Origin of the sequence: Streptomyces sp. R302 (assembly GCF_012927245.1) — a bacterium.
Lineage (GTDB): Bacteria > Actinomycetota > Actinomycetes > Streptomycetales > Streptomycetaceae > Streptomyces.
Map to the genome: position 1 here is coordinate 142,569 of NZ_JABBGE010000002.1, position 22,993 is coordinate 165,561.

Sequence of the window (22,993 nt, forward strand, 5' to 3'; positions counted from 1 at the left end):
GATCAGTCCTCCCCCAGGATCTGCGGCACCTTGAAACGCTGCTGTTCCTGGGCGGGGGCGCCGGAGAGCGCCTGCGCGGGGGTGAGCGAAGGGCGGACCTCGTCCGCGCGCATGACGTTCGTCAGCGGCAGCGGGTGGGAGGTCGGCGGGACGTCCTGCTCGGCGACTTCGGAGACGCGGGCGACCGCGCCGATGATGTCGTCGAGCTGACCGGCGAAGTGGTCGAGTTCCTCTTCGGCGAGTTCCAGACGCGCCAGCCGAGCGAGGTGTGCGACCTCCTCGCGCGTGATGCCAGGCATGCAGCGATCCTCTGGGGTGAGTCTGATGGTGTTGGGCCAATCCTATGGGGCCCGCACCGCTCCCCGTGAAACGGACGGCCCCGAGAAGCCCCCGAGCGGACCCGGAAGGGTCCGCTCAGGGGGTCTTCCGGCTTCTCCCGAGGGTCCGCTCACGTGGACTTCCGGGTCCGCTCGGGGGCATCCGGGTCACTGCACGACGTGTCCGGGGGTCGGGGCCGGGGCCTGCTCGGTCACGGGGGCGGTGTCGACCGCCCGGTGCCAGCCGTGCTCGCCGCGGGCGCGCAGCCAGGCGGTGGTCTCGGCGGGCGGCATGGCGGCGGAGACCAGCCAGCCCTGGACGGCGTCGCAGCCCAGGTCGCGCAGCCGCTCCCAGGTCTCGTCGTCCTCGACGCCCTCGGCGACGACGAGCAGGCCGAGGGAGTGGGCGAGGTCGACGGTGCAGCGGACGATCTCGGCGTCCTCGGTGTCGACGGCGAGCCGGGCGACGAAGGAGCGGTCGATCTTCAGCTCGCTGACCGGGAGCCGGCGCAGGTGGACGAGGGAGGAGTAGCCGGTGCCGAAGTCGTCCAGGGACATCTTGACGCCGTGGCCGGTGAGGCCGTTGAGGGTGTCGGCGGCGCGCTGGGGGTCCTCCAGGAGGACGTGTTCCGTTATCTCCAGCTGGAGGGAGCCGGCCGGGACGCCGTGGCGGGCGAGGCGGGCGGCGACGGCGCCGGCGAAGCCGGGGGTGTGGACGTCGCGGGGCGAGACGTTGACGGCGACGGGCACCTCCAGGCCCTGGGCGCGCCAGCGGGCGACCTGGGCGAGGGCGGTCTCCAGGACGTACTCGGTGAGGTGCGGCATCAGTCCCGAGGACTCGGCGATGGCGATGAACTCGTCCGGTGGAACCTTTCCTCGCTCCGGGTGGACCCAGCGGACGAGGGCCTCCAGGCCGGCGACCTGGCCGTCGAAGCGGACCTTCGGCTGGTAGTGGAGCTCGACCTCGCCGGCGTCCAGGGCGCGGCGCAGGTCGCCGAGGAGGCCGAGGCGGTCGGGGGTGTTGGAGTCGCGCTTGGACTCGTACACCTCGACGCCGGTGCGGTCGCGCTTGGCCTGGTACATGGCGACGTCGGCGCGGCGCAGCAGGCCCTCGGCGTCGCGGGCGTGGTCGGGGTAGACGGCGACGCCGGCGCTGGCCTCCAGGACGAGGACGAGGCCGTCGAGGTCGAGCGGGGAGGAGAGTTCGGCGACGAGGTGGCGGGCGACGCGCTGGGCGCTGGTGGTGGAGTCGGCGACGGGCAGCAGGACGGCGAACTCGTCGCCGCCGAGCCGGGCGGCCTCGGCGCCGCGCGGCAGGGCGAGGCGGAGCCGGTCGGCGATCTGGAGGAGGAGCCGGTCGCCGGCGAGGTGGCCGAGGGTGTCGTTGACGGAGCGGAAGCGGTCGAGGTCGATGAGGACGAGGGCGGAGCGGGCCTGCTCCTCCTCGGCGTCCTCCAGGGCCGTCCAGGTGCGTTCCAGGAGCCACTGGCGGTTGGGGAGGCCGGTGAGGGGGTCCTTGAGCTGTTCCTCGGCGCGGGCGCGGGCGATCCAGAGGGTGGAGTCGAGGGCGATCAGCGGGATCGCGAAGAGCGGCAGGAGGATCGGGCGGGCGGCGGCGACGACGCAGATCAGCGGGGCGATGCCGAGGAGGGCGACGGCGACGAGCCCCTGGCGCAGGAGGGCGGTGCGGGCGACGGTGGGCAGGCCGCGGCCGGGCGGGGCGAGGGTGTACCACAGCAGCAGGCGGGTCGCGAGGAGGTAGGCGCCGGCCGCGAGGACGATCTCCGGGGCGTCGGCGATCCCCCAGTCGAGCGGCTGCCAGGGGCGGTCGACGCTGGGGACGTCGCCGAAGAGGGCGAGGACGAGGGCGGCGGCGCCGACGCCGAGGATGTCGGCGGCGCCGTGCAGCAGGCCCTGTCGCCAGCGGTGCCGGCGGGCGGCGCTGACGAGGACGACGACGGTGAGCGAGACGAGTCCGGCGGGGACCCAGCCGTACAGGAGGAGGACGGCGAGGGTGAGGGCGGCGCCGGAGCCGGTGCCGCCCCACCAGCGCTCGCGGCCGAGGGCGACGAGGTGGCCGACGATGAACCCGGTGAGGAGGGCGAGGGACCAGCCGGCGACGCCGCCGGGGAAGAGCGGGTGACCGGAGGTCAGGGCCCGCTGGAGGCCGGTGACGAGCACGGCGGCCGCCGTGGCCAGCACGGCGGCGGGCAGGCCGGTGAAGCCCGCGGGGAGCACCCGGCCACGCGGCCGTGACACCGGTGCGGCACTCTCGGTCGGTTCCATTCCCGTCCCTCTCACAGGCGGCGGTGCCGTCGCTGTCCGATGGGCCGCGGCGAGGCGGCCGTGGTGGCGTCCGGCCGCCGCTCGTACGCCCCGCCGGCTTCGGGGCGGGGCGCATGGCGCGGGGCCGTTCGTCCGGTCGCACGGCCGCGCAGAGCCCTCGCGCGGCGGTGCGGGACGAGACGCACGGTCACCACACTAGGCCGCCGAGGGCGCCGAGGGGCAGCGCTCTCCCTCTCTTGCCCGAATGCGACCTGGCCACCCGTAACGATCTGGTATGCGCCGAACGGGTGAGCTTCCGGGGGCGGGAAGGAGCCCTTGAGGGTTACTCCTCGACCGGCTGTGCGACCTCACGCGCGGCCTCGGGACCCTGTTCGAGCAGGATCTTGAAGCCTTCCTCGTCCAGAACCGGAACCTTCAGCTGCATCGCCTTGTCGTACTTGGAGCCCGGGTTCTCCCCCACGACGACGAAGCTCGTCTTCTTGGAAACGGAACCGGTGACCTTGGCTCCGCGACTCTGGAGCGATTCTTTTGCGCCATCCCGGGTGAACTGCTCCAGGGTGCCGGTCACGACGACCGTCAGGCCTTCCAGGGGGCGCGGCCCCTCGTCCTCCCCGGCGCCCTCGTCCTCCAGGGTGACGCCGGCGGCGCGCCACTTCCGCACGATCTCGCGGTGCCACTCCTCGGAGAACCACTGCTTCACGGCGGTGGCGATGATGCCGCCGACGCCGTCGACCGCGGCCAGCTCCTCCTCGGTGGCCTGCTCGATCCGCTCCAGGGAGCGGAACTCGCGGGCGAGCGCCTCGGCGGCGACGGGGCCGACGTGGCGGATGGAGAGGCCGTTGATGAACCGGGCGAGCGGGCGGGTCTTCGCGGCGGCGATGTTCTCCAGCATGGCGAGCGCGTTCTTCTTCGGCTCGCCCTTCTGGTTGGCGAAGACGGTGACGATCTTCTCCTCGCCGGTCTTCGGGTCCCGCTTGGGCAGCCCGGAGTCGGCGTCGAGGACGTACGCCTTGATCGGCAGCAGCTGCTCGATGGTGAGGTCGAAGAGGTCGCCCTCGTCGACGAGCGGCGGCTCGGCCGGCTCCAGCGGGCGGGTGAGGGCGGCGGCGGCGACCGCGCCGAAGCTCTCGATGTCCAGGCACTGGCGGCCGGCGAGGAAGAAGAGCCGCTCGCGGAGCTGGGCCGGGCAGGTCCGGGCGTTCGGACAGCGGAGGTCGATGTCGCCCTCCTTCATCGGCTTCAGCGCCGTGCCGCACTCGGGGCACTCGGCCGGCATCACGAACTCCCGCTCGGTGCCGTCCCGCAGGTCGACGACCGGGCCGAGGATCTCCGGGATGACGTCGCCGGCCTTGCGGAGCACCACGGTGTCGCCGATGAGGACGCCCTTGGCCTTGACCACCTCCTGGTTGTGGAGGGTGGCGAACTCGACCTCGGAGCCGGCCACGGTGACCGGCTCGACCTGGGCGTAGGGGGTGACGCGGCCGGTGCGGCCGACGCCGACCTTGATGTCGACGAGCTTGGTGTTGACCTCCTCCGGGGCGTACTTCCAGGCGATGGCCCAGCGCGGGGCGCGCGCGGTGGAGCCGAGCCGGCCCTGGAGGGGGATCTCGTCGAGCTTGACGACGACGCCGTCGATCTCGTGGGCGACGGAGTGGCGGTTCTCCCCGTAGTACGCGATGAACTCGCGCACCTCGGGGAGGCCGGCGACGACCTTGTTGTGCGTGGAGGTGGGCAGGCCCCACTCGCGCAGCAGCCCGTACGCCTCCGAGAGCCGGGCGATCTCGAAGCCCTCGCGGGCGCCGATGCCGTGCACGACCATGTGGAGCGGGCGGGTGGCGGTGACCTTGGGGTCCTTCTGGCGCAGCGAGCCCGCGGCGGCGTTGCGCGGGTTGGCGAAGGGCTTGTCGCCGGCCTCCACCAGGCGGGCGTTGAGCGCCTCGAAGGCCTCCATCGGGAAGTAGACCTCGCCGCGGATCTCGACGAGCTCCGGGATCCGGTCGCCCTGGAGGCGCTCGGGGATGTCGGTGATCGTCCGCACGTTGGGCGTGATGTCCTCGCCGGCGCGGCCGTCGCCGCGGGTGGCGGCGCGGGTGAGCCGGCCGTGCTCGTAGGTGAGGTTGACGGCGAGGCCGTCGACCTTGAGCTCGCACAGGAAGTGGAAGTCGGGGGTGCCGACGTCCCGGGCGACGCGCTCGGCCCAGGTCGCCAGCTCCTCGTCGTCGAAGGCGTTGTCCAGCGAGAGCATGCGCTCGCGGTGGACGACGGAGGCGAAGTCGGTCTCGTACTGCCCCGCCACCTTCTGGGTCGGCGAGTCGGGCGTGCGCAGCTCCGGGTACTCCTCCTCCAGCGCCTCCAGGCCGCGCAGGAGCTTGTCGAACTCCGCGTCGCTGACGACCGGCTGGTCCTTCACGTAGTACCGGAAGCGGTGCTCCTCGACCTGCTCGGCCAGCTCGGCGTGCCGCTCGCGCGCCTCGGCGGGCACGACCGCCCCTCCGTCGGGCAGGGCCCCCTGTTCGACTGCCACCTTCGTCCGTCCTCCCGTGCCTTCAGAACCCGGTCACTCTGGGTTGTCCGCGAGCGATCTCGCCGCCCGGGCGCAGTGGGCGAGCGCCGCCCGGGCGTACGCGGGCGAGGCGCCCGCGAGCCCGCACGTCGGGGTGACGACCACGGACTCGGCGAGAGTCCCCGGATTCAGCCCCAGCCTGCGCCACAGCGTCCTGACACCCATGACGCTACCTCCCGGGTCCGACAATGCCGTGTCGGTGGACGGCACCACACCGGCGAAGAGCTTCGTGCCGGCCTCCGCGGCCTCGCCGATCGGCTCCTCGTCACGTTCGGTGAGCAGCCCGAAGTCGAACGAGACGCCGGCGGCCCCGGCCCGGCGCAGCAGCCCGAAGGGCACGCCGGGGGCGCAGGAGTGGACGGTGACGGGCCCGTCGTGGGCGCCGATCACGTCCCGCAGGGCTGCCTCGACGACCTGCCGGTCGACGGCCCGGTACGTGCGGTAGCCGGAGGCCGTACGGACCTGGCCGAGGAGGACCGAGGTCAGCGAGGGCTCGTCGAGCTGGAGCACGATCCTGGCGCCGGGGACGCGCCTGGCGACGTCGGCGAGGTGCTCGCGCACGCCCTCGGCGAGGGAGGCGGCGAGGTCGCGGCAGGCGCCGGCGTCGCCGAGGGCGGCCTCTCCGCCGCGGAGTTCCAGGGCGGCGGCGAGCGTCCACGGCCCGACGGCCTGGACCTTGAGCGGGCCCTCGTACCCCTGGGTGAACTCCTCCAGGGCGTCGAGGTCCTCGCCGAGCCAGGAGCGGGCGCGGCGGGTGTCGCGGCCGGGCCGGTCGCTGATCCGCCAGCCGCTGGGCTCCACGTGCGCGTACAGGTCGACGAGCATGCCGAGGGTGCGGCCGATCATGTCGGCGCCGGGGCCCCGGGCGGGCAGCTCGGCGAGGAAGGGGAAGTCCTCGAAGGAGCCGGTGACGGTCTTGGCGGCCTCGCGGGCGTCGCCGCCGGGCAGGGACCCGACGCCGGTGGCCGGGCCCCACTGTGCGATGTCGTTCATGAGGGGGCTACCGTCCCGGACGAACCGTCAGGTCATTGACCTCGGCGTCGCGCGGAAGGTCGAGGGCCATCACGATCGTCGTCGCCACGGACTCCGGATCGATCCACTTCGCGGGGTCGTACTCCTTGCCCTCCTGCTGGTGCACCTTGGCCTGCATGGGGCTGGCGGTGCGGCCGGGGTAGACGGAGGTGACGCGGACGCCGTTGCCGTGCTCCTCGTGGCGCAGCGAGTCGGCGAGCGCCTTCAGGCCGTGCTTGGAGGCGGCGTACGCGCTCCACTCGGCGTGCGCGTTCAGCCCGGCGCCGGAGTTCACGAAGAGGACGTGCCCCTGGGAGAGGCGCAGCTGCGGCAGGAAGTGCCGGGTCAGCTCGGCGGGGGCGATCAGGTTGACGTTCAGCTGGTGGTGCCAGGCCTTGGGCGTCAGCTCCCCCACCCCGCCGAGGTCGACGACACCGGCGACGTGCAGCAGCGAGTCGACCCGGTCGGGCAGGCTCTGGTGCGAGAACGCCCAGGAGAGCCGGTCCGGGTCCGCGAGGTCCCCGACGAGCGTCCGGGCGCCGGGGAACTCCGCCGCCAACTCCTTCGCCCGCCCCGCGTCGCGCGCGTGCAGCACGAGCTCGTCCCCGCGCGCGTGCAACCGCCGCGCGACGGCCGCGCCGATGCCGGAACCGGCCCCGGTGATCACATGAGTAGCCATGGGCACCATCGTCCCATCAGCGGGCGGCGATCTCGCTCTCCAGGTGGGCGAGGGCCGCCGGGCCGTCCTCGGCGAAGAAGGCGAGGTCGGCGAGGGGGCGGGGGAGGAAGCCCTCGTCCTCCATGCGCCGGAACTGGAGCTTGAGGCCGTCGTAGAAGCCGGCGGTGTTGAGGAAGACGACGGGCTTGGTGTGCTTGCCGTGCTTCTTCAGTTCCAGGATCTCGGTGGCCTCGTCGAGGGTGCCGGTGCCGCCGGCCATGACGACGATCGCGTCGGACTTGGCGAGGAGGAGCGCCTTCCTCCCCCACTGCCTAAAGGGCGTGGGAGGTACCCCCAGGCGAGGTCCTTCGTGATGGTCATCTCGTCGGCGTCCGTGCGGGCCTTGGCGGCGAGGAAGTCGACGGAGACGCCGACGAGGCGGCCGCCGGCCTCCTGGACGCCGTCCGCGACGACCTTCATCAGTCCGGTGTCGGAGCCGCCCCAGACGAGGGTGTGGTCCGCCTTGCCGAGGAGGCGGGCGAAGTCGCGGGCGGGGGCGGTGTAGCGCTCGTCCAGGTCGGCGGCGGAGAGGAAGACGCAGATGTTCATGCCGACACCGTAGGGCGCGGGATTCCGCGTACTGCCCTGACCTGCGGTTTTCGAGACTCTTCGGGAAATCCCCGGCCGCGGCGATGAGTTCCGGTGCGTCCGTCGGTCTGCCCTGCCATGGACGAGGTGAAGACGGTCGTGTCACGGGACGGGACGCCGATCGCGTACGCGCGGTACGGGGCGGGGGCCGCGGGCGGGCCCGCGGTGGTGCTGGTGGGCGGGGGCCCGGGGGCGGACGGCGGTGAGGTGCCGCTCGCCCGGCTGCTGGCCCGGAGCCACCCCGTGTACGTGTACGACCGCCGGGGGCACGGCGGGAGCGGCTACGCGATCGAGCGGGAGGTCGAGGACCTGGCGGCGGTGCTCGCGGCGGCCGGTCCCGGGGCGGCGGTGCACGGCACCGGGACGGGCGGGGTGCTCGCGCTGGCCGCCGCGGCGGCGGGGGTGCCCGTGACGGCCGTGTCGGTGTTCGAGCCGCCGTACGACGGGCTCCGGCCCGTGCCCGAGGTCCACGCGCGCGTGCTGGTCGTCGACGGGGGCGCGAGCCCGGCGCCGGTGCGGCGGGCGGCCCGGGAGCTGACGGCACGGCTGCCCCGCGCCCGGCACCGGACGCTGACGGGGCAGACCCACGAGGTGGCGCCCCATGTGCTGGCGCCGGTCCTCGCGGAGTTCGTGGCGGAGCTCGCGGAGTGAGGCGGAGCTCCGGCCGCTACGCGGGCGCGGCGGCCGTGCGGCGTACCGTCGTGGCGATCGTCGCCGAGCCCACCACGCGCGTGCCGGCGTAGAGGACGATGGCCTGGCCCGGGGCGACGCCCCGGACGGGCTCGTCGAAGGTGACCTTCAGTTCGCCGTCCTCCAGGGCCGCGCTCACCTCGGTCTCGCCGCCGTGGGCGCGGAGCTGGGCGGTGTAGCGGCCGGGGCCCTCGGGGGCGGTGCCGCACCAGCGGGGCTTGATCGCGGTGAGGGCGGTGACGTCGAGCGCCTCGGCGGGGCCGACGGTGACCGTGTTGTTCACGGGCGAGATGTCGAGGACGTAGCGGGGCTTGCCGTCGGCGGCCGGGTGGCCGATGCGGAGGCCCTTGCGCTGGCCGATCGTGAAGCCGTACGCGCCCTCGTGGGTGCCGAGCTTCTCGCCGGACTCGTCGACGATGTCGCCCTCCGCCTTGCCGAGGCGGGTCGCGAGGAAGCCCTGGGTGTCGCCGTCGGCGATGAAGCAGATGTCGTGGCTGTCGGGCTTCTTGGCGACGGCGAGGCCGCGCCGCTCGGCCTCGGCCCGGATCTCGTCCTTGGTGGTGAGGGTGTCGCCGAGCGGGAACATCGCGTGGGCGAGCTGCTGCTCGTCGAGGACGCCGAGGACGTACGACTGGTCCTTGGCCATGTCGGAGGCGCGGTGCAGCTCTCGGGTGCCGTCCCCGTTCAGGACGACGGTGGCGTAGTGGCCGGTGCAGACGGCGTCGAAGCCGAGGGCGAGCGCCTTGTCGAGGAGCGCGGCGAACTTGATCTTCTCGTTGCAGCGCAGGCACGGGTTGGGCGTGCGGCCCGCCTCGTACTCGGCGACGAAGTCGTCGACGACGTCGGCGCGGAAGCGCTCGGCGAGGTCCCACACGTAGAACGGGATGCCGATGACGTCGGCGGCGCGGCGCGCGTCGCGCGAGTCCTCGATGGTGCAGCAGCCGCGGGCTCCGGTGCGGAAGGACTGCGGGTTCGCGGAGAGCGCGAGGTGCACGCCGGTGACGTCGTGGCCGGCCTCGACGGCTCGGGCGGCGGCGACGGCGGAGTCCACGCCGCCGGACATGGCGGCGAGGACGCGAAGGGGGCGCGGAGTCTCAGTCATAGCCCTACCAGGGTACGGGGCGGCGGGAACCGCGCGGCCGGGACCGAGCGTTCCGGTAGGCATGGGGAGCGAGAACGGCGCGAAGAAGGCCGGAAAGAAGCGGGGGGTGCGCCGCCGCACCGTGCTGATCGGCGGCGGCGCCGCCGTGGCGGGCACGGCGGTCCTGGCGCGCGAGGAGCTGGCGCGGGCCTGGTGGCGGCTGCCGGGGATGGCGAAGCCGCGCACGGACGGGGAGCTGGACCACGAGCCGGCCGAGTGGACGGCGGCGCACCAGGCGAACTGGCGGCGGGCGGACCGGCCGGACGACTACACGATCGACCGGGTGGTGATCCATGTCGTGCAGGGCTCGTACACGACGGCGCTGAAGGTCTTCCGCAATCCGCTGCACGGGGCGGCCACGCACTACGTGGTCCGCAAGGACGGGCACGTGGCGCAGATGATCCGGGAGCTCGACGTGGCCTTCCACGCCGGGAACCGGGACATGAACGAGCGGAGCGTCGGCATCGAGCACGAGGGCTTCGTGGACCGGCCGCAGGACTTCACGGCGGAGATGTACGCGGGCTCGGCGCGGCTGACGGCGGACATCTGCCGGCGGCACGGGATACCGGCGGACCGGGAGCACATCATCGGGCACGTCGAGGTCGAGGGCACCGACCACACCGATCCCGGCCCGCACTGGGACTGGGACCGGTATCTGGGGCTGGTGCGGCGGGAGCTGACGAAGCCGGCGCCCTCGGCGGAGCCGCGGTCTAGCTGAGGCCGGCGGTCCTGGCGCGTTCCACGGCGGGGCCGATGGCGTCGGCGACGGCCTTCACGTCCTCCTCGGTGGAGGTGTGGCCGAGGGAGAAGCGGAGGGTGCCGCGGGCCAGGTCGGGGTCGGCGCCGGTGGCGAGGAGGACGTGGCTGGGCTGGGCGATGCCGGCGGTGCAGGCGGAGCCGGTGGAGCAGGCGATGCCGGCGGCGTCGAGGAGGAGGAGCAGGGAGTCGCCCTCGCAGCCGGGGAAGGTGAAGTGGGCGTTGGCGGGGAGCCGGTCGTCCGGGTCGCCGCCGAGGACCGCGTCGGGGACGGCCGTACGGACGGCGGTGACGAGCGCGTCGCGCAGGGCGCCGATCTCGCGGGCGAAGGCCTCCTGCCCCTCGGTGGCGAGGCGGGCGGCGGTGGCGAAGGCGGCGACGGCGGGGACGTCGAGGGTGCCGGAGCGGACGTGCCGCTCCTGGCCGCCGCCGTGCAGCACGGGGACGGGGGTGTGCTCGCGGCCGAGGAGCAGGGCGCCGATGCCGTACGGGCCGCCGATCTTGTGGCCGGAGACGGTCATGGCGGCGAGCCCGGAGGCGGCGAAGTCGACCGGGAGCTGGCCGACGGCCTGGACGGCGTCGGCGTGCAGCGGGACGCCGAACTCGGCTGCGGTGTCGACGAGCGCGCGGACCGGCATGACGGTGCCGATCTCGTTGTTGGCCCACATCACGGTGGCGAGGGCGACGGACTCCGGGTCGCGGGCGATCGCCTCGCGCAGCGCCTCGGGGTGGACCCTGCCGTACGCGTCGACCGGCAGGTACTCGACCTCGGCGCCCTCGTGGCCGGCGAGCCAGTCGACGGCGTCGAGGACGGCGTGGTGCTCGACGGGGCTGGCGAGGACGCGGGTGCGGCGCGGGTCGGCGGCGCGGCGGGACCAGTAGAGGCCCTTCACGGCGAGGTTGTCGGCCTCGGTGCCGCCGGAGGTGAACACCACCTCGCTGGGGCGGGCGCCGAGCGCGGCGGCGAGGGTCTCGCGGCCCTCCTCGACGGTCCGCCGGGCGCGCCGCCCGGCGGCGTGCAGGGACGAGGCGTTGCCCGTGACGGCGAGGTGGGCGGTCATCGCCTCGATCGCCTCGGGGAGCATGGGCGTGGTCGCGGCGTGGTCGAGGTAAGCCATGGTGGGTCGATTCTACGAGCCCGCCCGCGACACTCCCGTACGAGCCCGGCCACGGCACTCCCGTACGAGCCCGGCCGCGACTCGTCCCTGTGGGCCCGGCCGCGGCTCGTCCCTGCGGGCCAGGCCCCCGGGGCTCAGCCGCGCGGGGCGCGGGCCAGCTGGCGGGACTGGGCGACGAGGCGGTCGGCGCTGTCCCAGACCTCGGCGTCCTCCTCCAGGAAGCCGCCGGCGAGGTTGCGGGTGGTGATGGAGACCCGCAGCGGACCGGGGGCGGGCCGGCAGCGGACGTGGGTGGTGAGCTCCACGGTGGGCGTCCAGCCCTTGAGGCCCAGCTCGAAGGAGGTCGGCGGCAGGGCGTCGACGGCGAGGAGCAGGGAGAGCGCGTCGTGCTCGCGGCCGTCGGCGAGGCCGAACCAGGCGCGCATCTCGCCCTTGCCGGAGGGGGCGCCGACGGCCCAGCCGACGCAGGACGGGTCGAGGCGCAGGTCGAGCCGGTCGGTGATGGCGGAGGAGCCGGGGATCGGCGGGGCCGGGCCGTCGGAGGCGCTGAAGCACCGGTCGATCGGGGCGAGGGCGGGCGGGACGGCGCTGGTGCGGACCTCGTCGCTGAGGGCGTCGAGGTCGCCGTAGGAGGCGAGGACGCGGATCCGCTCGACCTCGGTGCCGTCCTCGGCGTACTGGTAGAGGGAGGCGGTGCCGGTGGAGAGGGTCCGGCCGGTGCGGACGGTCTCGGTGCGGATGACCGCGGGGCCCGGCACCGACGGCGTGAGGTAGTGCGCCGAGATGGTGAACGGGTCGGGGTGCGGCAGGTGGTCGCCGAGGGCGCGGCCGAGCAGGGCGAGGAGGTAGCCGCCGTTGACGGCCTGGATGATCGTCCAGCCCGCGGAGAGGTCGGCGTCGTAGACACCGGGCTCGCGCCGGGTGACGGCGGTGTCCCGGTCGAACTCGCTGAGCGCTGCGGTCTCTGCGGCGGGACTCGTCTCGATGCTCGTGCTCATGCGGCCGACCGTACAGCAGAAAACTACTGAGCGGTAGCTTTTTCGGGTTCCTCGCTCGCCGACGAGCGGCGGTTCCAGGCGCGCGGCGCGCGCCAGTGGTAGCGCATCGCGAGCAGCCGCAGGAGGAAGGCGGTGAGCACGGCGGCGGCGCTGGTGTAGGCGTTCAGGACGTCGAAGCGGAGGAAGAGGACCACCATGGTCGCGCCGACGATGGCCGGCACGGCGTAGAGGTCGCGGTCCCAGCGGAGCAGGGACGGCACCTCGTTGGCGAGGACGTCGCGCAGCACACCGCCGCCGACGGCCGTGGCGAGGCCGAGCGCCGCGGAGGAGGTGAGGCCGAGCCCGTAGTCGTACGCCTTCGTCGTCCCGGTCACGCAGAACAGGCCGAGGCCGGCCGCGTCGAAGACGTTCACGGCGGTCTGGGTGCGCTCCACCTCGGGATGGAGGAAGAAGACGAGCGCCGTGGCGACCAGCGGCATGAGGAAGTAGCCGAGGTCGGTGAAGGCGGCCGGGGGCACGGCTCCGATGATGAGGTCGCGCAGCAGACCGCCGCCGAGCGCGGTGACCTCGGCGAGGACGGCCATGCCGAAGACGTCGAAGTTCTTCCGGACGCCGAGAAGGGCACCGGAGATGGCGAAGACGAAGATGCCGATGAGGTCGAGCGTGTGTTGGACCGACGGGCTGAACAGATCGTGGAGCACCGAGCAATTGTGCCGTGTGTTCGGAAGGGGCCCGGCCGCACCACGGCGACCGGGCCCCTTCCCCTTGTCCTACTTCTCCTCGGGAGCCGAAGCCTCCTCGGAAGCCGAAGCCTCCTCGGGCTCCTCCGCGGCCGCCTCGGGCTCCTTCGACGCCTGCGCCGGGATCGCCGCCGCGTCCGTGGCGCCCGCCATGGGGAGCTCGCCGGACCGGATCTCCTGCGTGAAGTGGCAGGCCACCTTGTGGCCGCCGCCCGCGTCGGTGAGCTCCGGGCGCTCCTGGGAGCACTTCGGCTGGGCCCACGGGCAGCGGGTGTGGAAGCGGCAGCCGGCCGGCGGGTTCGCCGGGGAGGGCAGGTCGCCGGTGAGGAGGATCCGCTCGCGCCGCTCCTCGACCTCCGGGTCGGGGACGGGCACGGCCGACATGAGCGCCCGCGTGTACGGGTGCAGCGGCTCCTCGTACAGCGTGTCGCTCGGCGCCTCCTCCACCAGCGCGCCGAGGTACATCACGCCGATGACGTCCGAGATGTGCCGGACGACGGCGAGGTCGTGGGCGATGACCAGATAGGTCAGGCCCATCGACTCCTGGAGCTCTTCGAGCAGGTTGATGACCTGCGCCTGGATGGAGACGTCGAGGGCGGAGACCGGCTCGTCGCAGATGATGAGGTCGGGCTCCAGGACGAGCGCGCGGGCGATGCCGATGCGCTGGCGCTGGCCGCCGGAGAACTCGTGCGGGTAGCGGGAGAGGCTGTTGGCGGGCAGGCCCACCTTGGCGAGGATCTCCCGGATCTTCTCCCGCCGCTCGTCCTGGTTCGCGCCGATCCCGTGCGCGGCCATGCCCTCGCTGAGGATCGACTCGATGTTCTGGCGCGGGTTGAGGCTGCCCAGCGGGTCCTGGAAGACCATCTGGAGCCGGCGGCGGAAGGAGCGCAGCTCCTTCTCGGGCAGCTTGGCCACGTCGGTGCCGTCGAGGACGACGGAGCCGTCGGTGACGTCCACGAGCCGCAGCACGGCCCGCCCGAGGGTGGTCTTGCCGCAGCCGGACTCGCCGACGAGGCCGTACGTCTGGCCCGCCTCGACCTTGAGGGAGATGCCGTCCACGGCGTAGACGTGGCCGACGGTGCGGTCGAAGAGGATGCCCTTCTTGACGGGGAAGTGGACCTTCACGCCGTCGAGTTCGAGCAGGCTCATGCCGGTACCTCCGTCGTGGCGAGGACCGGGTTCGCGCAGCGGGCGCGGTGGCCGGCCGCGCGCGGTTCGGTCAGTTCGGGCGTGCCGGTGAGGCACTCCATCTCGTACCGGTCGCAGCGCGGGGCGAAGGCGCAGCCGTCGGCCCAGGCGATCTGGTCGTTGATGGACCCGCGGATCGGGTGGAGCGGTTCGCCGCGCGGGGCGTCGAGCCGGGGGATGGAGCCGAGCAGGCCGTGGGTGTACGGGTGCGTCGGGTGGGCGAACAGCTCGCGGCGGCCCGCCGATTCGACGACCTTGCCGGCGTAGAGGACGTTCACCTGGTCGCAGAGGCCGGCGACGACACCCAGGTCGTGGGTGATCATCAGCAGCGCGGTGCCCTCCTGGTCGACCAGTTCCTTGAGGAGTTCGAGGATCTGGGCCTGGATGGTGACGTCGAGCGCGGTGGTCGGCTCGTCGGCGATGAGCAGGCGGGGGGCGCAGGCCACCGCCATGGCGATGAGCGCGCGCTGCCGCATGCCGCCGGAGAGCTGGTGCGGGTACTCCTTGAGGCGCCGGGTCGGGTCGGGGATGCCGACCCGGTCGAGCAGGTGGGCGGCCTCCTTGCGGGCGGCCTCGCCCTTCAGGCCGCGGTGGCGCTGGAGGATCTCGGTGACCTGGACGCCGATGGGGATGACCGGGTTCAGCGAGGACAGCGGGTCCTGGAAGATCATCGCCATCTCGCGGCCGCGCAGGTCGCGCAGTTTCGAGGGGGCGAGCTTCAGCAGGTCGGTGCCGTCGAGTTCGGCGCGGCCGCCGAGGGTGACGCCCTTGGCGGGCAGCAGGCCCATGAGGGCGAGCGAGGTCACGGACTTGCCGCAGCCGGACTCGCCGACGAGGCCGACGACCTGGCCCTGGTCGACGCTGAAGGAGACGCCGTTGACCGCCCGGACGTCCTTGCGCCCGCGGCCGCCGAAGGTGACGGTCAGTTCGTCCACGGTGAGCAGTGCCATGTCAGCCTCGCAGCTTCGGGTCGAGGGCTTCGCGCATGGCCTCGCCGAGCAGGGTGAAGCCGAGGGCGGTGATGACGATGCCGACCGCCGGGTACATGGCCATCATCGGCTCGTTGTCGAAGAAGCGCTGGGCCGCGGAGAGCATGACGCCCCACTCCGGCACCGCGGGGTCGGGGTTGCCGAGTCCGAGGTAGGAGAGGGCGGCGGCCTCGATGATGGCGGTGGCGAGGCTGAGCGTCGCCTGCACGATCACCGGGCTGAGCGAGTTCGGCAGGATCTGGGTGAAGACGATCCGCCGCTTGCGGATGCCGAGCGAGCGGGCGGCGAGCACGTAGTCGCTGCCGCCCTGGGAGAGCATCGCGCCGCGGAGCAGCCGGGCGAAGACCGGGATCTGCACGACGCCGACGGCGATCATGACGGTGGTGAGCGACTGGCCCATCACGGCGGCGACGGAGACGGCGAGGAGCAGCGAGGGCAGCGCGAGCAGGATGTCGGTGACGCGCATGATGGCGTCGTCGATCCGCCGTCCGGCCTTCCCGCCGAGGGTGGCGGCCGCGCCGGAGACGATGCCGACGAGGGCGCCGATCAGCAGGCCGATGAGCATGGAGACGACGCCGACGAGCAGGGTCTGGCGGGCGCCCACGAGCATCCGGGAGAAGAGGTCGCGGCCGAGGTGGTCGAGGCCGAACCAGTTCTCGGCGCGGGCGCCGACGAACTCGCCCCGGTTGGAGAAGACCTCGCCGCGCCAGGTCTGTTCGGCGGGGCCGTACGGGGCGATCCACGGGCCGATGATCGCGAGCAGGACGAAGCCGGCGATGATCACGGCGCCGATGATGGCCATCTTGCTGCCGCGCATGCGGCGCATGGCCTCGCGCCAGAGGCTGGCGCCGCTGGAGGTCTCGGTCTTCGCCGTGAGCTGGGCGAGCCGGTCGATCTTGGAAGCGGTGGTGGTCAGACTCATCAGTGCACCCGCACCCTCGGGTCGATGACGCTGTAGGCGAGGTCGACGAGCATGTTGATCACCACGTAGATCACGGCGATGAACATGATGAAGCCGACGAGCACCGGATAGTCGCGGGCGTCGATGGCGGTCCGGATGAAGGAGCCGATGCCGCCGAAGGTGAAGACGGACTCGGTGAGCACCGCGCCGGAGAGGAGGCTGCCGGTGAGCAGGCCGACGGCGGTGACGACGGGGAGCATCGCGTTGCGCAGGACGTGCCGGCCGCGGACGACCCGGCGCTCCAGGCCCTTGGACTCGGCGGTGCGGATGTAGTCCTCGCCGAGGACCTCCAGGACGCTGGCGCGGGTCATCCGGACGATGACGGCGAGCGGGATGGTGGCGAGGGCGATGCCGGGCAGCACCAGGTGCATCAGGGCGTCCCAGGCGGCGTCGAGCTCGCCGGTGAGCACGCCGTCGAGGACGGCGAAGCCGGTGACGCTGGTGGCGTCGAGGCCGGTGGTCTGGCGGCCGTAGGTGCCGAAGATGTCGCCGAAGGCGGCCTTGAGCAGCTGGGCCAGGAAGAAGACCGGGATGCAGATGCCGACGAGGGAGCCGGAGACGGAGGCCACGTCGAGCCAGCCGCCGCGCTTGCGGGCGGCGAGGTAGCCGAGCGGGATGCCCACGCTGATGGCGATGAGCATGGCCGCGACGCTGAGTTCGACGGTGGCGGGGAAGCGCAGCACGAACTCGTCCCAGACGGGCTGTCCGGTCTGCACCGAGGTGCCGAGGTCGAGGTCGAGAAGGCGCTTGAGGAAGCGTCCGTACTGGACGTAGATCGGCTGGTCGAGTCCCAGCGCGCGGTTGATGCGCGCCACATCGGCCTCGGTCGCCCGCTCGCCCAGGATCGCTGAGGCGGGTCCGCCGGGCAGCCGGTTCAGCCAGATGAAAAGCAGAACCGACAGGCCGAGCAGGGTGGGTATGAGCTGGAGAAGTCGTCGTACGACGAGTCGCAACACCCCGCGTGCCCCTTTCTTGCGTGTGGAGAGTGGATGCGCGGACGCCCGGTCACGAGAGGAACGCGTGACCGGGCGGACCGCTTACGGGTGTGTTACTTGAAGGAGACCTCGGCGAAGCTCTCCTGCGTCAGCGGGGAGACCTTCGGCGGGACCACGTTCTTGCCGAACGCGATGGCCGGCGGGGAGGAGGTCAGCGGGACGCCCGGGAGGTACTCCATGATCACCTCGTTGGCGGCCTTGTAGAGGTCCGTGCGCTTGGTCGGGTCGCCCTGGAGCGAACCGGCCTTCACCGCGTTGAAGACCTTCTCGTCGTTGAAGCCCCACTGCTTGCCGTAGCCGGCGAACCAGGTGCCGATGAAGTTGTAGCCGTCGTTGAAGTCACCGGTCCAGCCGAAGATGTGGAGGGCGCAGTCGCCCGACTCCACCGCGTCGACGTAGTCCGGGTTCCACTTCTTCGGCTTCGGGGTGACCTTGATGCCGGCCTTCTCCAGGTCGGCCTTGACCAGCTCGAAGATGTCCTGCGGAGCCGGCATGTACGGCCGGGTGACCTCGGTCGGGTAGCAGAAGTCGATCGACAGCTTGTCCGCGCCGGCGCCGGCGAGGAGCGACTTGGCCTTGGCCGTGTCGAACGGGTACTGCTTCACCTTGTCCGAGTAGCCGGCGATGGTGTCCGGCATGAACTGGGTCGCGACCTTGCCGCCCTCGGGCAGCTGGGTCTTGACGATGTTCTCGCGGTCGACGGCGTGCGCGATGGCCTGGCGGACCTCGGGCTTCTTCAGCGCCGGGTTGGCCTCCTGCGACATGCCGAGGTAGAGCAGGTTGAAGACGTCACGGGTCGGGACCTGGAAGCCCTCGCCCTCAAGGGTCTTGATGTCGGCGGGCGCGACCAGGTCGTAGCCGTCGATGTCACCGGCCTGGAGCGCCGCGCGACGGCCCTCCTCGGTGTCGATCGTGCGGAAGACCAGGTTCTTCACCTTGGCCTTCTCGCCCCAGTAGTCGTCGAAGCGCTCCAGGCTGACTTCCTTGTTGCCCTTGTTCCACTTCGTGATCTTGTACGGGCCGGTGCCGGCGACCGTGCCGGCCTCCTGGCTGTACTTGGGGTACGCGATGGCGTCGCCGGCCTCGGTGAGCTGCTGCTTCGCGTACTCCTGGAGGGCCTTCGGCGAGTGGATCGCGAGGGCGTTCAGGGAGAAGCCGCCGGGGAGGTTGGCGGAGGGCTCGAAGACCTCGATGACGGCGGTGGCGTCGTCCTTGACCGTGCAGGACTTGTAGTTCGCCTTGGGCGTCTCCTTGTCCTCGTTGGCCTTGAAGCCGCCCATGATGGTCTGCCAGTAGTACGAGACCGCGCTCGACTGGTAGGTGCCCTTCCAGTTGAACCAGTAGTCGTAGTTGGCGCAGACCGCCTTCGCGTCGAAGGTCTCGCCGTCGTGGAACTTCACGCCCTTGCGGAGGTTGAAGGTCCAGACGGTGCCCTCGGGGTTGCTCGACCACTTCTCGGCGAGCCCGCCGACGAGCTCGCTGCCGCCGGACTCGTGCTCCAGGAGTGCCTCGAACGCCTGGCGGGTGATCCGGAAGGTCTCGCCGTCGCTCGCGAGGGCCGGGTCGAGGGAGGCGGGGTCGCCCGGAGCGCCGAACACGAAGGTGTCCTTGGCTCCGCCCTTGTCCCCCTCCTTCCGCTCGCTCGCACAGCCCGTGGCGATGAGGCCGACCGCGATGGCCGCCGTCAGAGCCCGGGTCGACCGGGAATTGAGTATGCGCATGGGTCCACCCCTGGCTCGCCCTGTTGTGGTCTTGACCGGCCGAACGCTACTGGCGAGTGACGCGGCAGAGAACAGTCCGCATAGCGGTGATACCAACCTGAGACCCGGACACTCACCAAAACGGTCCGATGCCGGACATCGACGGCCTGAGTGGTCCCAAAGCGGACGCAAAACCCCGCCCTGGCAAGGAATTTCGGCCAGAACGGGGCAGGAGTGGAGCAGAAGGAGTCAGCGGTGCTGCGCGGGCGGGTAGCCGTATCCCGGACGGTGGGATCCCGCATCCTGAGACGGGGCTCCGTGCGCGCCGCGGTCGTAGAAGGGCCGGGCGTGCGCCTTCAGCCAGAGCGCCACCGGGTCGTACGCGTCGGAGAGCGCGACCGTCGAGACGGGCAGCCCCTCGGGCACGGAGCCGATCGACTGGCGCATCATCGTCCGCACCTCGTCGACGGTCGCCGCCGAACCGTCGTACAGATCCAGGCCGATGACCAGGTACGGAGTCCCGAGCGCGGGCTGCACCCAGCCGCGGCGCAGCGAGCGGACGGCCGGGGTCCGGTGCGCGTTCTGGGTGAGCTGGGCGTAGAACTGCGGGATCTCCAGGGCGGGTTCGGAGACCCGCAGCGGCCCGGCGGGCATCCGGTCGAGGCCGGTGGCGATCCGGCGGAGATCCGCCCACGGGATGCCGACGCCGCCGCCGGGCGCGTGCGGGTTGAGCCAGACGCCCCAGCGCTCGGGGTAGAGGGAGCGGGCGATCTCGCGGCCGGTGACGCGCTCGTGGGCGCGGTGCCAGCCGGAGGCGGCGAGCTCGCCGGGCGAGGTGACGCAGGGCGCGTAGCCGTGCCCGTCGACCTCCATGTTGCCGTACTGGGCGTCGGGCGAACCCGGAGCGCCCTGCCAGAGCAGCATGTACAGCTCGCCGTCGGCCAGGGCGTGCAGCAGGCCCTCGTACGCGTCGTAGCGTCCTGGCGCCACCTGGCGCAGCATCTGCTCGACCTCTCCGGTCGCGGCGCTGCCTGACGCGCTCACCCTGGGTCCCGCCCCTCTGTCTGTCTCGTACGGCTCGTGTTCGGTGGATCGGTGGATCAGTGGACCGCGCGCTGGTAGAAGGGGCGCACCCGCTCCAGCATCCAGTCTCCGACGGGGTCGGCCGCCATGTCGAGGAGGATCAGGTTCACCGGCCAGGCGACCTCGACGCGGCCGAGGGCGCGGCCCAGCGCGTCCAGCGGGGCGTTGCGGTCGACGCCGTCCCAGCCCAGGAGCTGGACGCCGATGAAGAGGGCCGGTTCGGTGCCCTCGACGCTGGCGAGGGCGCGGCGGGCGGTGGCGACGACGCCGGCGGCCTCGAACTCGGCGGAGGCGGCGGCGAGGAAGTCGACCGGGTCGTCCTGCCAGTCGGGCTCGAAGAGCCGGACCCGGCCGCCGGACGCGGGCCCGTCGAGGGCGGTGCGGCCGACCCGGCAGAGCTCGGCGACGGCGGGCGGGGGCAGCGGGACGCCGACGGTGCCGCCGGGGTTCACCGCGATGCCGAGCTGCGGGGGCAGGCCGCGGGCGAATTCACGAGCGGGCGCGACGGTGAAGGACATGTGGTCGCCGACGCAGGCGAGGAACTGCTCCTGGGAGCTGAAGACGGGGACGAAGGCACCGCCGCCGATCTCCATCGTGGCGAGGTCCAGGTCGGGGCTGTCGGGGCCGCCGCCGTTGGGCAGCGGGACCCACACCTGGCTGCGGCCGAGCACCTCGATGAGCCGGCCTCCGGCAGCGGGCTCCCCGAGCGCGGCGGCGAGCGCCTCCTCCAGCTCGTTGCCCGGCCACGTCACGTCCACGGTGGTTCCGTCCCCTTCTCGTACGGCCCTGGTCCCGGCCGTCCCGCAGCACCCTAACGCCGCCCCGCCCCGGCTGTGACCAGAACCCCGGCGCGCGGGCCTCACACCGGGGCGCGGAAGCCGATCCGGCGCAGCGCGGCCGCCGCGTCCCGGTCGAGGAGGGTGGCGGAGGCGCAGCCGCGCGGCGGGCGGCCCGCCTCGACGGCGGCGACGAGCCGGCCGACGGCCCTGCGGTGCCGGGCGAAGGCGTACGCGGACACCCCCCGGCCCCGCTCCCGCTGGCCGTCCCTCGCGGTGGCCGGGTCGACGTCGAGGAGGACCAGGTGGAGGGCGCGGCCGCGCCGGGCGGCCGCGCGGGCGAGCCAGCCGCGGACCCAGGACTGGGTGCCGCAGTCGTGCACGACGACCCCGGCGCCGGAGCGCAGGGCCCGGTGGAGCCCGGCGTAGTGCGCGACCCGGACCAGCGGGCGGTAGAACGCGTACGGCAGGAAGGCGGGCATCCGGGCCTCCCAGCGCTCCCGGGCGTCCTGGGAGTCGATGCCGAGGCCGCCGGCGGCCCGCCGCAGCAGGGTGGACTTGCCGCTGCCGGGCAGCCCGGAGACGACCACGACGTCCCCGGCGGCGAAGGCGAGGACGCGCGGGCCGCGGCCGCCCCGGTCGCGCAGGTCCCGCACCACGCGCCCGCGCCGCCGGGTCCTGGCGCGGGCCCGCTGGGCCGGTAGGGCGGCATCGCCCGCGAAGACGCCGGTGTGCTGGATCCTCATCGCTGCTCCCCCTGTCGGGTCCCCGGGGGCGTGTCGGGAGACCTCACGGAAGACCCTTGCCCACGAAGTGTAAAGAAACGGTAATCCGAGACAAGCGATTTGCGGCGCCGACACCGTATGCGAGGATGTGCGCGCCAGGCGCGCGCTGCGCCGTACAACCGCATACCGGCCGCTCGAATCCGCGCGGGAGAGTTCCGGACCGGCCCCCTGGGCCGCCCGGGCGCCGAAGGAGCAAGACCCTCCCTTGAATCTCTCAGGCCCCGTACCGCGTGGATGAGGCAGATCTGAAAAGCGGGACACCCGTCGTGTCCCCACCCAAGGTGCAAGCCGGGGATGCCCCCGGTGAACCTCTCAGGTTCCATGACAGATGGGGAGGAACGTCCTTGCCTGTCATGTTTTCCGCCTTCGGGAACCGGGAGCCACGTCCATCATGAGCACCACCCCCCGCCTGACCGCCCTCGATGCCCTGCATCGTTCGCTGGGCGCGACCATGACCGACTTCGCCGGCTGGGACATGCCGCTGCGGTACGGCAGCGAGCGCGACGAGCACAACGCCGTCCGCACCCGGGCCGGCCTCTTCGACCTCTCCCACATGGGCGAGATCACCGTCACCGGCCCGCAGGCCGTCGACCTGCTCGACTACGCCCTGGTCGGCAACATCTCCACCGTGGGCAACGGCCGCGCGCGCTACACGATGATCTGCCAGGAGGACGGCGGCATCCTCGACGACCTGATCGTCTACCGCCTCGGCGAGACCGAGTACATGGTCGTCGCCAACGCCTCCAACGCCCAGATCGTCCTGGACGCCCTGGTCGCCCGCGCCGGCGGCTTCGACGCCGAGGTCCGCGACGACCGCGACGCGTACGCCCTGATCGCCGTGCAGGGCCCCGAGTCCCCCGGCATCCTGGGACAGCTCACCGACGCCGACCTGGACGGCCTGAAGTACTACGCGGGCCTCCCCGGCACCGTCGCCGGCGTCCCGGCGCTGATCGCCCGCACCGGCTACACCGGCGAGGACGGCTTCGAGCTCTTCCTGAAGCCGGAGCACGCCGAGGGCGTCTGGAAGGCGCTGACCGAGGCGGGCGCGGGCGTCGGCCTCATCCCGTGCGGCCTGTCCTGCCGCGACACGCTGCGCCTGGAGGCGGGCATGCCGCTGTACGGGCACGAGCTCACCACCTCCCTCACCCCCTTCGACGCCGGTCTCGGCCGGGTCGTGAAGTTCGAGAAGCCGGGCGACTTCGTCGGCCGCAAGGCGCTGGAGGCCGCCGCCGAGCGCGCCGAGACCGCCCCGCCGCGCAAGCTCGTCGGCCTGGTCGCCGAGGGCCGCCGCGTCCCGCGCGCCGGCATGCAGGTGGTCTTCGGCGGCGAGGTCGTCGGCGAGATCACCTCGGGCGCCCCCTCCCCCACGCTCGGCGAGCCGATCGCGATGGCGTACGTCGACGCGGCGCACGCGGCTCCCGGCACCGAGGGTGTAGGGGTGGACATCCGCGGCACCCACGAGCCGTACAAGGTCGTGGCGCTGCCGTTCTACAAGCGTCAGAAGTAGGCGCGGTTCCGCCCGGGACCCGCTCCGGACGTGACGCGGTCGTCCCGGATTCCGTCTCACCCCGCAAGACCCACGTACATCCG

20 protein-coding genes, 1 pseudogene and 1 riboswitch are annotated in these 22,993 nt (G+C 72.7%); of the genes and pseudogenes, 3 read left to right on the forward strand and 18 right to left on the reverse strand.

The features are described from left to right. Positions 1–2: 2 nt before the first annotated feature. From gatC to HHL19_RS06630, 6 genes and pseudogenes are all read right to left on the reverse strand, one after another. Positions 3–299, reverse strand: a complete 297-nt coding sequence (gatC, locus tag HHL19_RS06605) for an Asp-tRNA(Asn)/Glu-tRNA(Gln) amidotransferase subunit GatC (protein WP_030750846.1) — start codon at positions 297–299, stop codon at positions 3–5. 186 nt (positions 300–485) lie between these two features. After that, positions 486–2,603, reverse strand: coding sequence for a bifunctional diguanylate cyclase/phosphodiesterase (locus tag HHL19_RS06610; protein WP_240981463.1), 2,118 nt, complete (start codon positions 2,601–2,603; stop codon positions 486–488). A gap of 322 nt (positions 2,604–2,925) precedes the next feature. Then, the gene (gene ligA / locus HHL19_RS06615) at positions 2,926–5,127 is read right to left on the reverse strand and encodes an NAD-dependent DNA ligase LigA (protein ID WP_169086587.1); all 2,202 of its coding nucleotides are present in this window, start codon (positions 5,125–5,127) and stop codon (positions 2,926–2,928) included. Positions 5,128–5,160: 33 nt separating this feature from the next. Continuing rightward, on the reverse strand, positions 5,161–6,159 hold the full coding sequence (locus tag HHL19_RS06620) for a methionine synthase (RefSeq protein ID WP_169086589.1): 999 nt from the start codon (positions 6,157–6,159) through the stop codon (positions 5,161–5,163). A 7-nt stretch (positions 6,160–6,166) separates the two neighbouring features. Beyond that, positions 6,167–6,865: an SDR family oxidoreductase gene (locus tag HHL19_RS06625; RefSeq protein ID WP_169086591.1), complete on the reverse strand. Its 699-nt coding sequence runs from the start codon at positions 6,863–6,865 to the stop codon at positions 6,167–6,169. Positions 6,866–6,872: 7 nt separating this feature from the next. Next, a pseudogene (locus HHL19_RS06630) lies at positions 6,873–7,444 on the reverse strand (TIGR00730 family Rossman fold protein). Positions 7,445–7,561: 117 nt separating this feature from the next. On the opposite strand from HHL19_RS06630, the gene HHL19_RS06635 reads away from it, so the two are divergent. After that, positions 7,562–8,134: an alpha/beta fold hydrolase gene (locus tag HHL19_RS06635; RefSeq protein WP_169086593.1), complete on the forward strand. Its 573-nt coding sequence runs from the start codon at positions 7,562–7,564 to the stop codon at positions 8,132–8,134. A 16-nt stretch (positions 8,135–8,150) separates the two neighbouring features. On the opposite strand, the gene mnmA is transcribed toward HHL19_RS06635, so the two are convergent. Continuing rightward, a complete protein-coding gene (gene mnmA / locus HHL19_RS06640) occupies positions 8,151–9,275 on the reverse strand; it encodes a tRNA 2-thiouridine(34) synthase MnmA (RefSeq protein ID WP_169086595.1) in 1,125 nt (374 codons plus the stop codon). A 61-nt stretch (positions 9,276–9,336) separates the two neighbouring features. On the opposite strand from mnmA, the gene HHL19_RS06645 reads away from it, so the two are divergent. Further along, positions 9,337–10,032 carry an N-acetylmuramoyl-L-alanine amidase gene (locus HHL19_RS06645; protein WP_169086597.1) on the forward strand — a complete coding sequence of 232 codons (696 nt, stop codon included), beginning with the start codon at positions 9,337–9,339 and terminating at the stop codon, positions 10,030–10,032. Here the strand turns inward: HHL19_RS06645 and HHL19_RS06650 are convergent. From HHL19_RS06650 to HHL19_RS06700, 11 genes are all read right to left on the reverse strand, one after another. Next, complete coding sequence (locus tag HHL19_RS06650; RefSeq protein WP_169086599.1) at positions 10,025–11,188, reverse strand: cysteine desulfurase family protein; 1,164 nt, start codon at positions 11,186–11,188, stop codon at positions 10,025–10,027. The genes HHL19_RS06645 and HHL19_RS06650 overlap by 8 nt on opposite strands. Positions 11,189–11,322: 134 nt before the next feature. Then, on the reverse strand, positions 11,323–12,186 hold the full coding sequence (locus tag HHL19_RS06655; RefSeq protein ID WP_169086601.1) for a thioesterase family protein: 864 nt from the start codon (positions 12,184–12,186) through the stop codon (positions 11,323–11,325). Between the two features lie 23 nt (positions 12,187–12,209). Next, on the reverse strand, positions 12,210–12,887 hold the full coding sequence (locus HHL19_RS06660) for a trimeric intracellular cation channel family protein (protein ID WP_169086603.1): 678 nt from the start codon (positions 12,885–12,887) through the stop codon (positions 12,210–12,212). A gap of 69 nt (positions 12,888–12,956) precedes the next feature. Then, positions 12,957–14,075: an oligopeptide/dipeptide ABC transporter ATP-binding protein gene (locus tag HHL19_RS06665; protein WP_240981464.1), complete on the reverse strand. Its 1,119-nt coding sequence runs from the start codon at positions 14,073–14,075 to the stop codon at positions 12,957–12,959. Next, positions 14,072–15,064, reverse strand: coding sequence for an ABC transporter ATP-binding protein (locus tag HHL19_RS06670; protein WP_169086605.1), 993 nt, complete (start codon positions 15,062–15,064; stop codon positions 14,072–14,074). Before HHL19_RS06670 ends, HHL19_RS06665 begins: the two co-directional genes overlap by 4 nt. Before the next feature lies 1 nt (position 15,065). Further along, positions 15,066–16,025 carry an ABC transporter permease gene (locus tag HHL19_RS06675; protein WP_169086607.1) on the reverse strand — a complete coding sequence of 320 codons (960 nt, stop codon included), beginning with the start codon at positions 16,023–16,025 and terminating at the stop codon, positions 15,066–15,068. Continuing rightward, positions 16,025–17,020 (reverse strand): ABC transporter permease, encoded by a 996-nt coding sequence (locus tag HHL19_RS06680; protein ID WP_169086609.1) that lies wholly within the window; start codon positions 17,018–17,020, stop codon positions 16,025–16,027. Before HHL19_RS06680 ends, HHL19_RS06675 begins: the two co-directional genes overlap by 1 nt. Before the next feature lie 92 nt (positions 17,021–17,112). Then, positions 17,113–18,780 (reverse strand): ABC transporter substrate-binding protein, encoded by a 1,668-nt coding sequence (locus HHL19_RS06685; protein WP_169086611.1) that lies wholly within the window; start codon positions 18,778–18,780, stop codon positions 17,113–17,115. A 228-nt stretch (positions 18,781–19,008) separates the two neighbouring features. Continuing rightward, entirely contained in the window at positions 19,009–19,803 is a 795-nt protein-coding gene (locus HHL19_RS06690) for an enhanced serine sensitivity protein SseB C-terminal domain-containing protein (protein ID WP_169086613.1), read from the reverse strand. A gap of 56 nt (positions 19,804–19,859) precedes the next feature. Then, positions 19,860–20,600 (reverse strand): enhanced serine sensitivity protein SseB, encoded by a 741-nt coding sequence (locus HHL19_RS06695; RefSeq protein WP_169086615.1) that lies wholly within the window; start codon positions 20,598–20,600, stop codon positions 19,860–19,862. 101 nt (positions 20,601–20,701) lie between these two features. After that, on the reverse strand, positions 20,702–21,364 hold the full coding sequence (locus HHL19_RS06700; RefSeq protein ID WP_169086617.1) for an AAA family ATPase: 663 nt from the start codon (positions 21,362–21,364) through the stop codon (positions 20,702–20,704). 174 nt (positions 21,365–21,538) lie between these two features. Further along, a riboswitch (glycine riboswitch) is annotated at positions 21,539–21,642 on the forward strand. Positions 21,643–21,794: 152 nt separating this feature from the next. Here HHL19_RS06700 and gcvT point away from each other — a divergent pair. After that, on the forward strand, positions 21,795–22,910 hold the full coding sequence (gcvT, locus tag HHL19_RS06705) for a glycine cleavage system aminomethyltransferase GcvT (protein ID WP_169086619.1): 1,116 nt from the start codon (positions 21,795–21,797) through the stop codon (positions 22,908–22,910). The last annotated feature ends 83 nt before the right edge of the window (positions 22,911–22,993 follow it).

Bases quoted from the DNA above. Each gene is read 5' to 3' on its own strand.
- HHL19_RS06665 (WP_240981464.1), bottom strand. From the start codon at position 14,075: ATGAGCCTGCTCGAACTCGACGGCGTGAAGGTCCACTTCCCCGTCAAG.
- HHL19_RS06645 (WP_169086597.1), top strand. From the start codon at position 9,337: ATGGGGAGCGAGAACGGCGCGAAGAAGGCCGGAAAGAAGCGGGGGGTG.
- HHL19_RS06650 (WP_169086599.1), bottom strand. From the start codon at position 11,188: ATGGCTTACCTCGACCACGCCGCGACCACGCCCATGCTCCCCGAGGCG.
- HHL19_RS06635 (WP_169086593.1), top strand. From the start codon at position 7,562: ATGGACGAGGTGAAGACGGTCGTGTCACGGGACGGGACGCCGATCGCG.
- mnmA (WP_169086595.1), bottom strand. From the start codon at position 9,275: ATGACTGAGACTCCGCGCCCCCTTCGCGTCCTCGCCGCCATGTCCGGC.
- HHL19_RS06700 (WP_169086617.1), bottom strand. From the start codon at position 21,364: ATGAGGATCCAGCACACCGGCGTCTTCGCGGGCGATGCCGCCCTACCG.
- HHL19_RS06685 (WP_169086611.1), bottom strand. From the start codon at position 18,780: ATGCGCATACTCAATTCCCGGTCGACCCGGGCTCTGACGGCGGCCATC.
- HHL19_RS06675 (WP_169086607.1), bottom strand. From the start codon at position 16,025: ATGAGTCTGACCACCACCGCTTCCAAGATCGACCGGCTCGCCCAGCTC.
- HHL19_RS06625 (WP_169086591.1), bottom strand. From the start codon at position 6,865: ATGGTGCCCATGGCTACTCATGTGATCACCGGGGCCGGTTCCGGCATC.
- HHL19_RS06670 (WP_169086605.1), bottom strand. From the start codon at position 15,064: ATGGCACTGCTCACCGTGGACGAACTGACCGTCACCTTCGGCGGCCGC.
- HHL19_RS06620 (WP_169086589.1), bottom strand. From the start codon at position 6,159: ATGAACGACATCGCACAGTGGGGCCCGGCCACCGGCGTCGGGTCCCTG.
- HHL19_RS06610 (WP_240981463.1), bottom strand. From the start codon at position 2,603: ATGGAACCGACCGAGAGTGCCGCACCGGTGTCACGGCCGCGTGGCCGG.
- gatC (WP_030750846.1), bottom strand. From the start codon at position 299: ATGCCTGGCATCACGCGCGAGGAGGTCGCACACCTCGCTCGGCTGGCG.
- HHL19_RS06655 (WP_169086601.1), bottom strand. From the start codon at position 12,186: ATGAGCACGAGCATCGAGACGAGTCCCGCCGCAGAGACCGCAGCGCTC.
- gcvT (WP_169086619.1), top strand. From the start codon at position 21,795: ATGAGCACCACCCCCCGCCTGACCGCCCTCGATGCCCTGCATCGTTCG.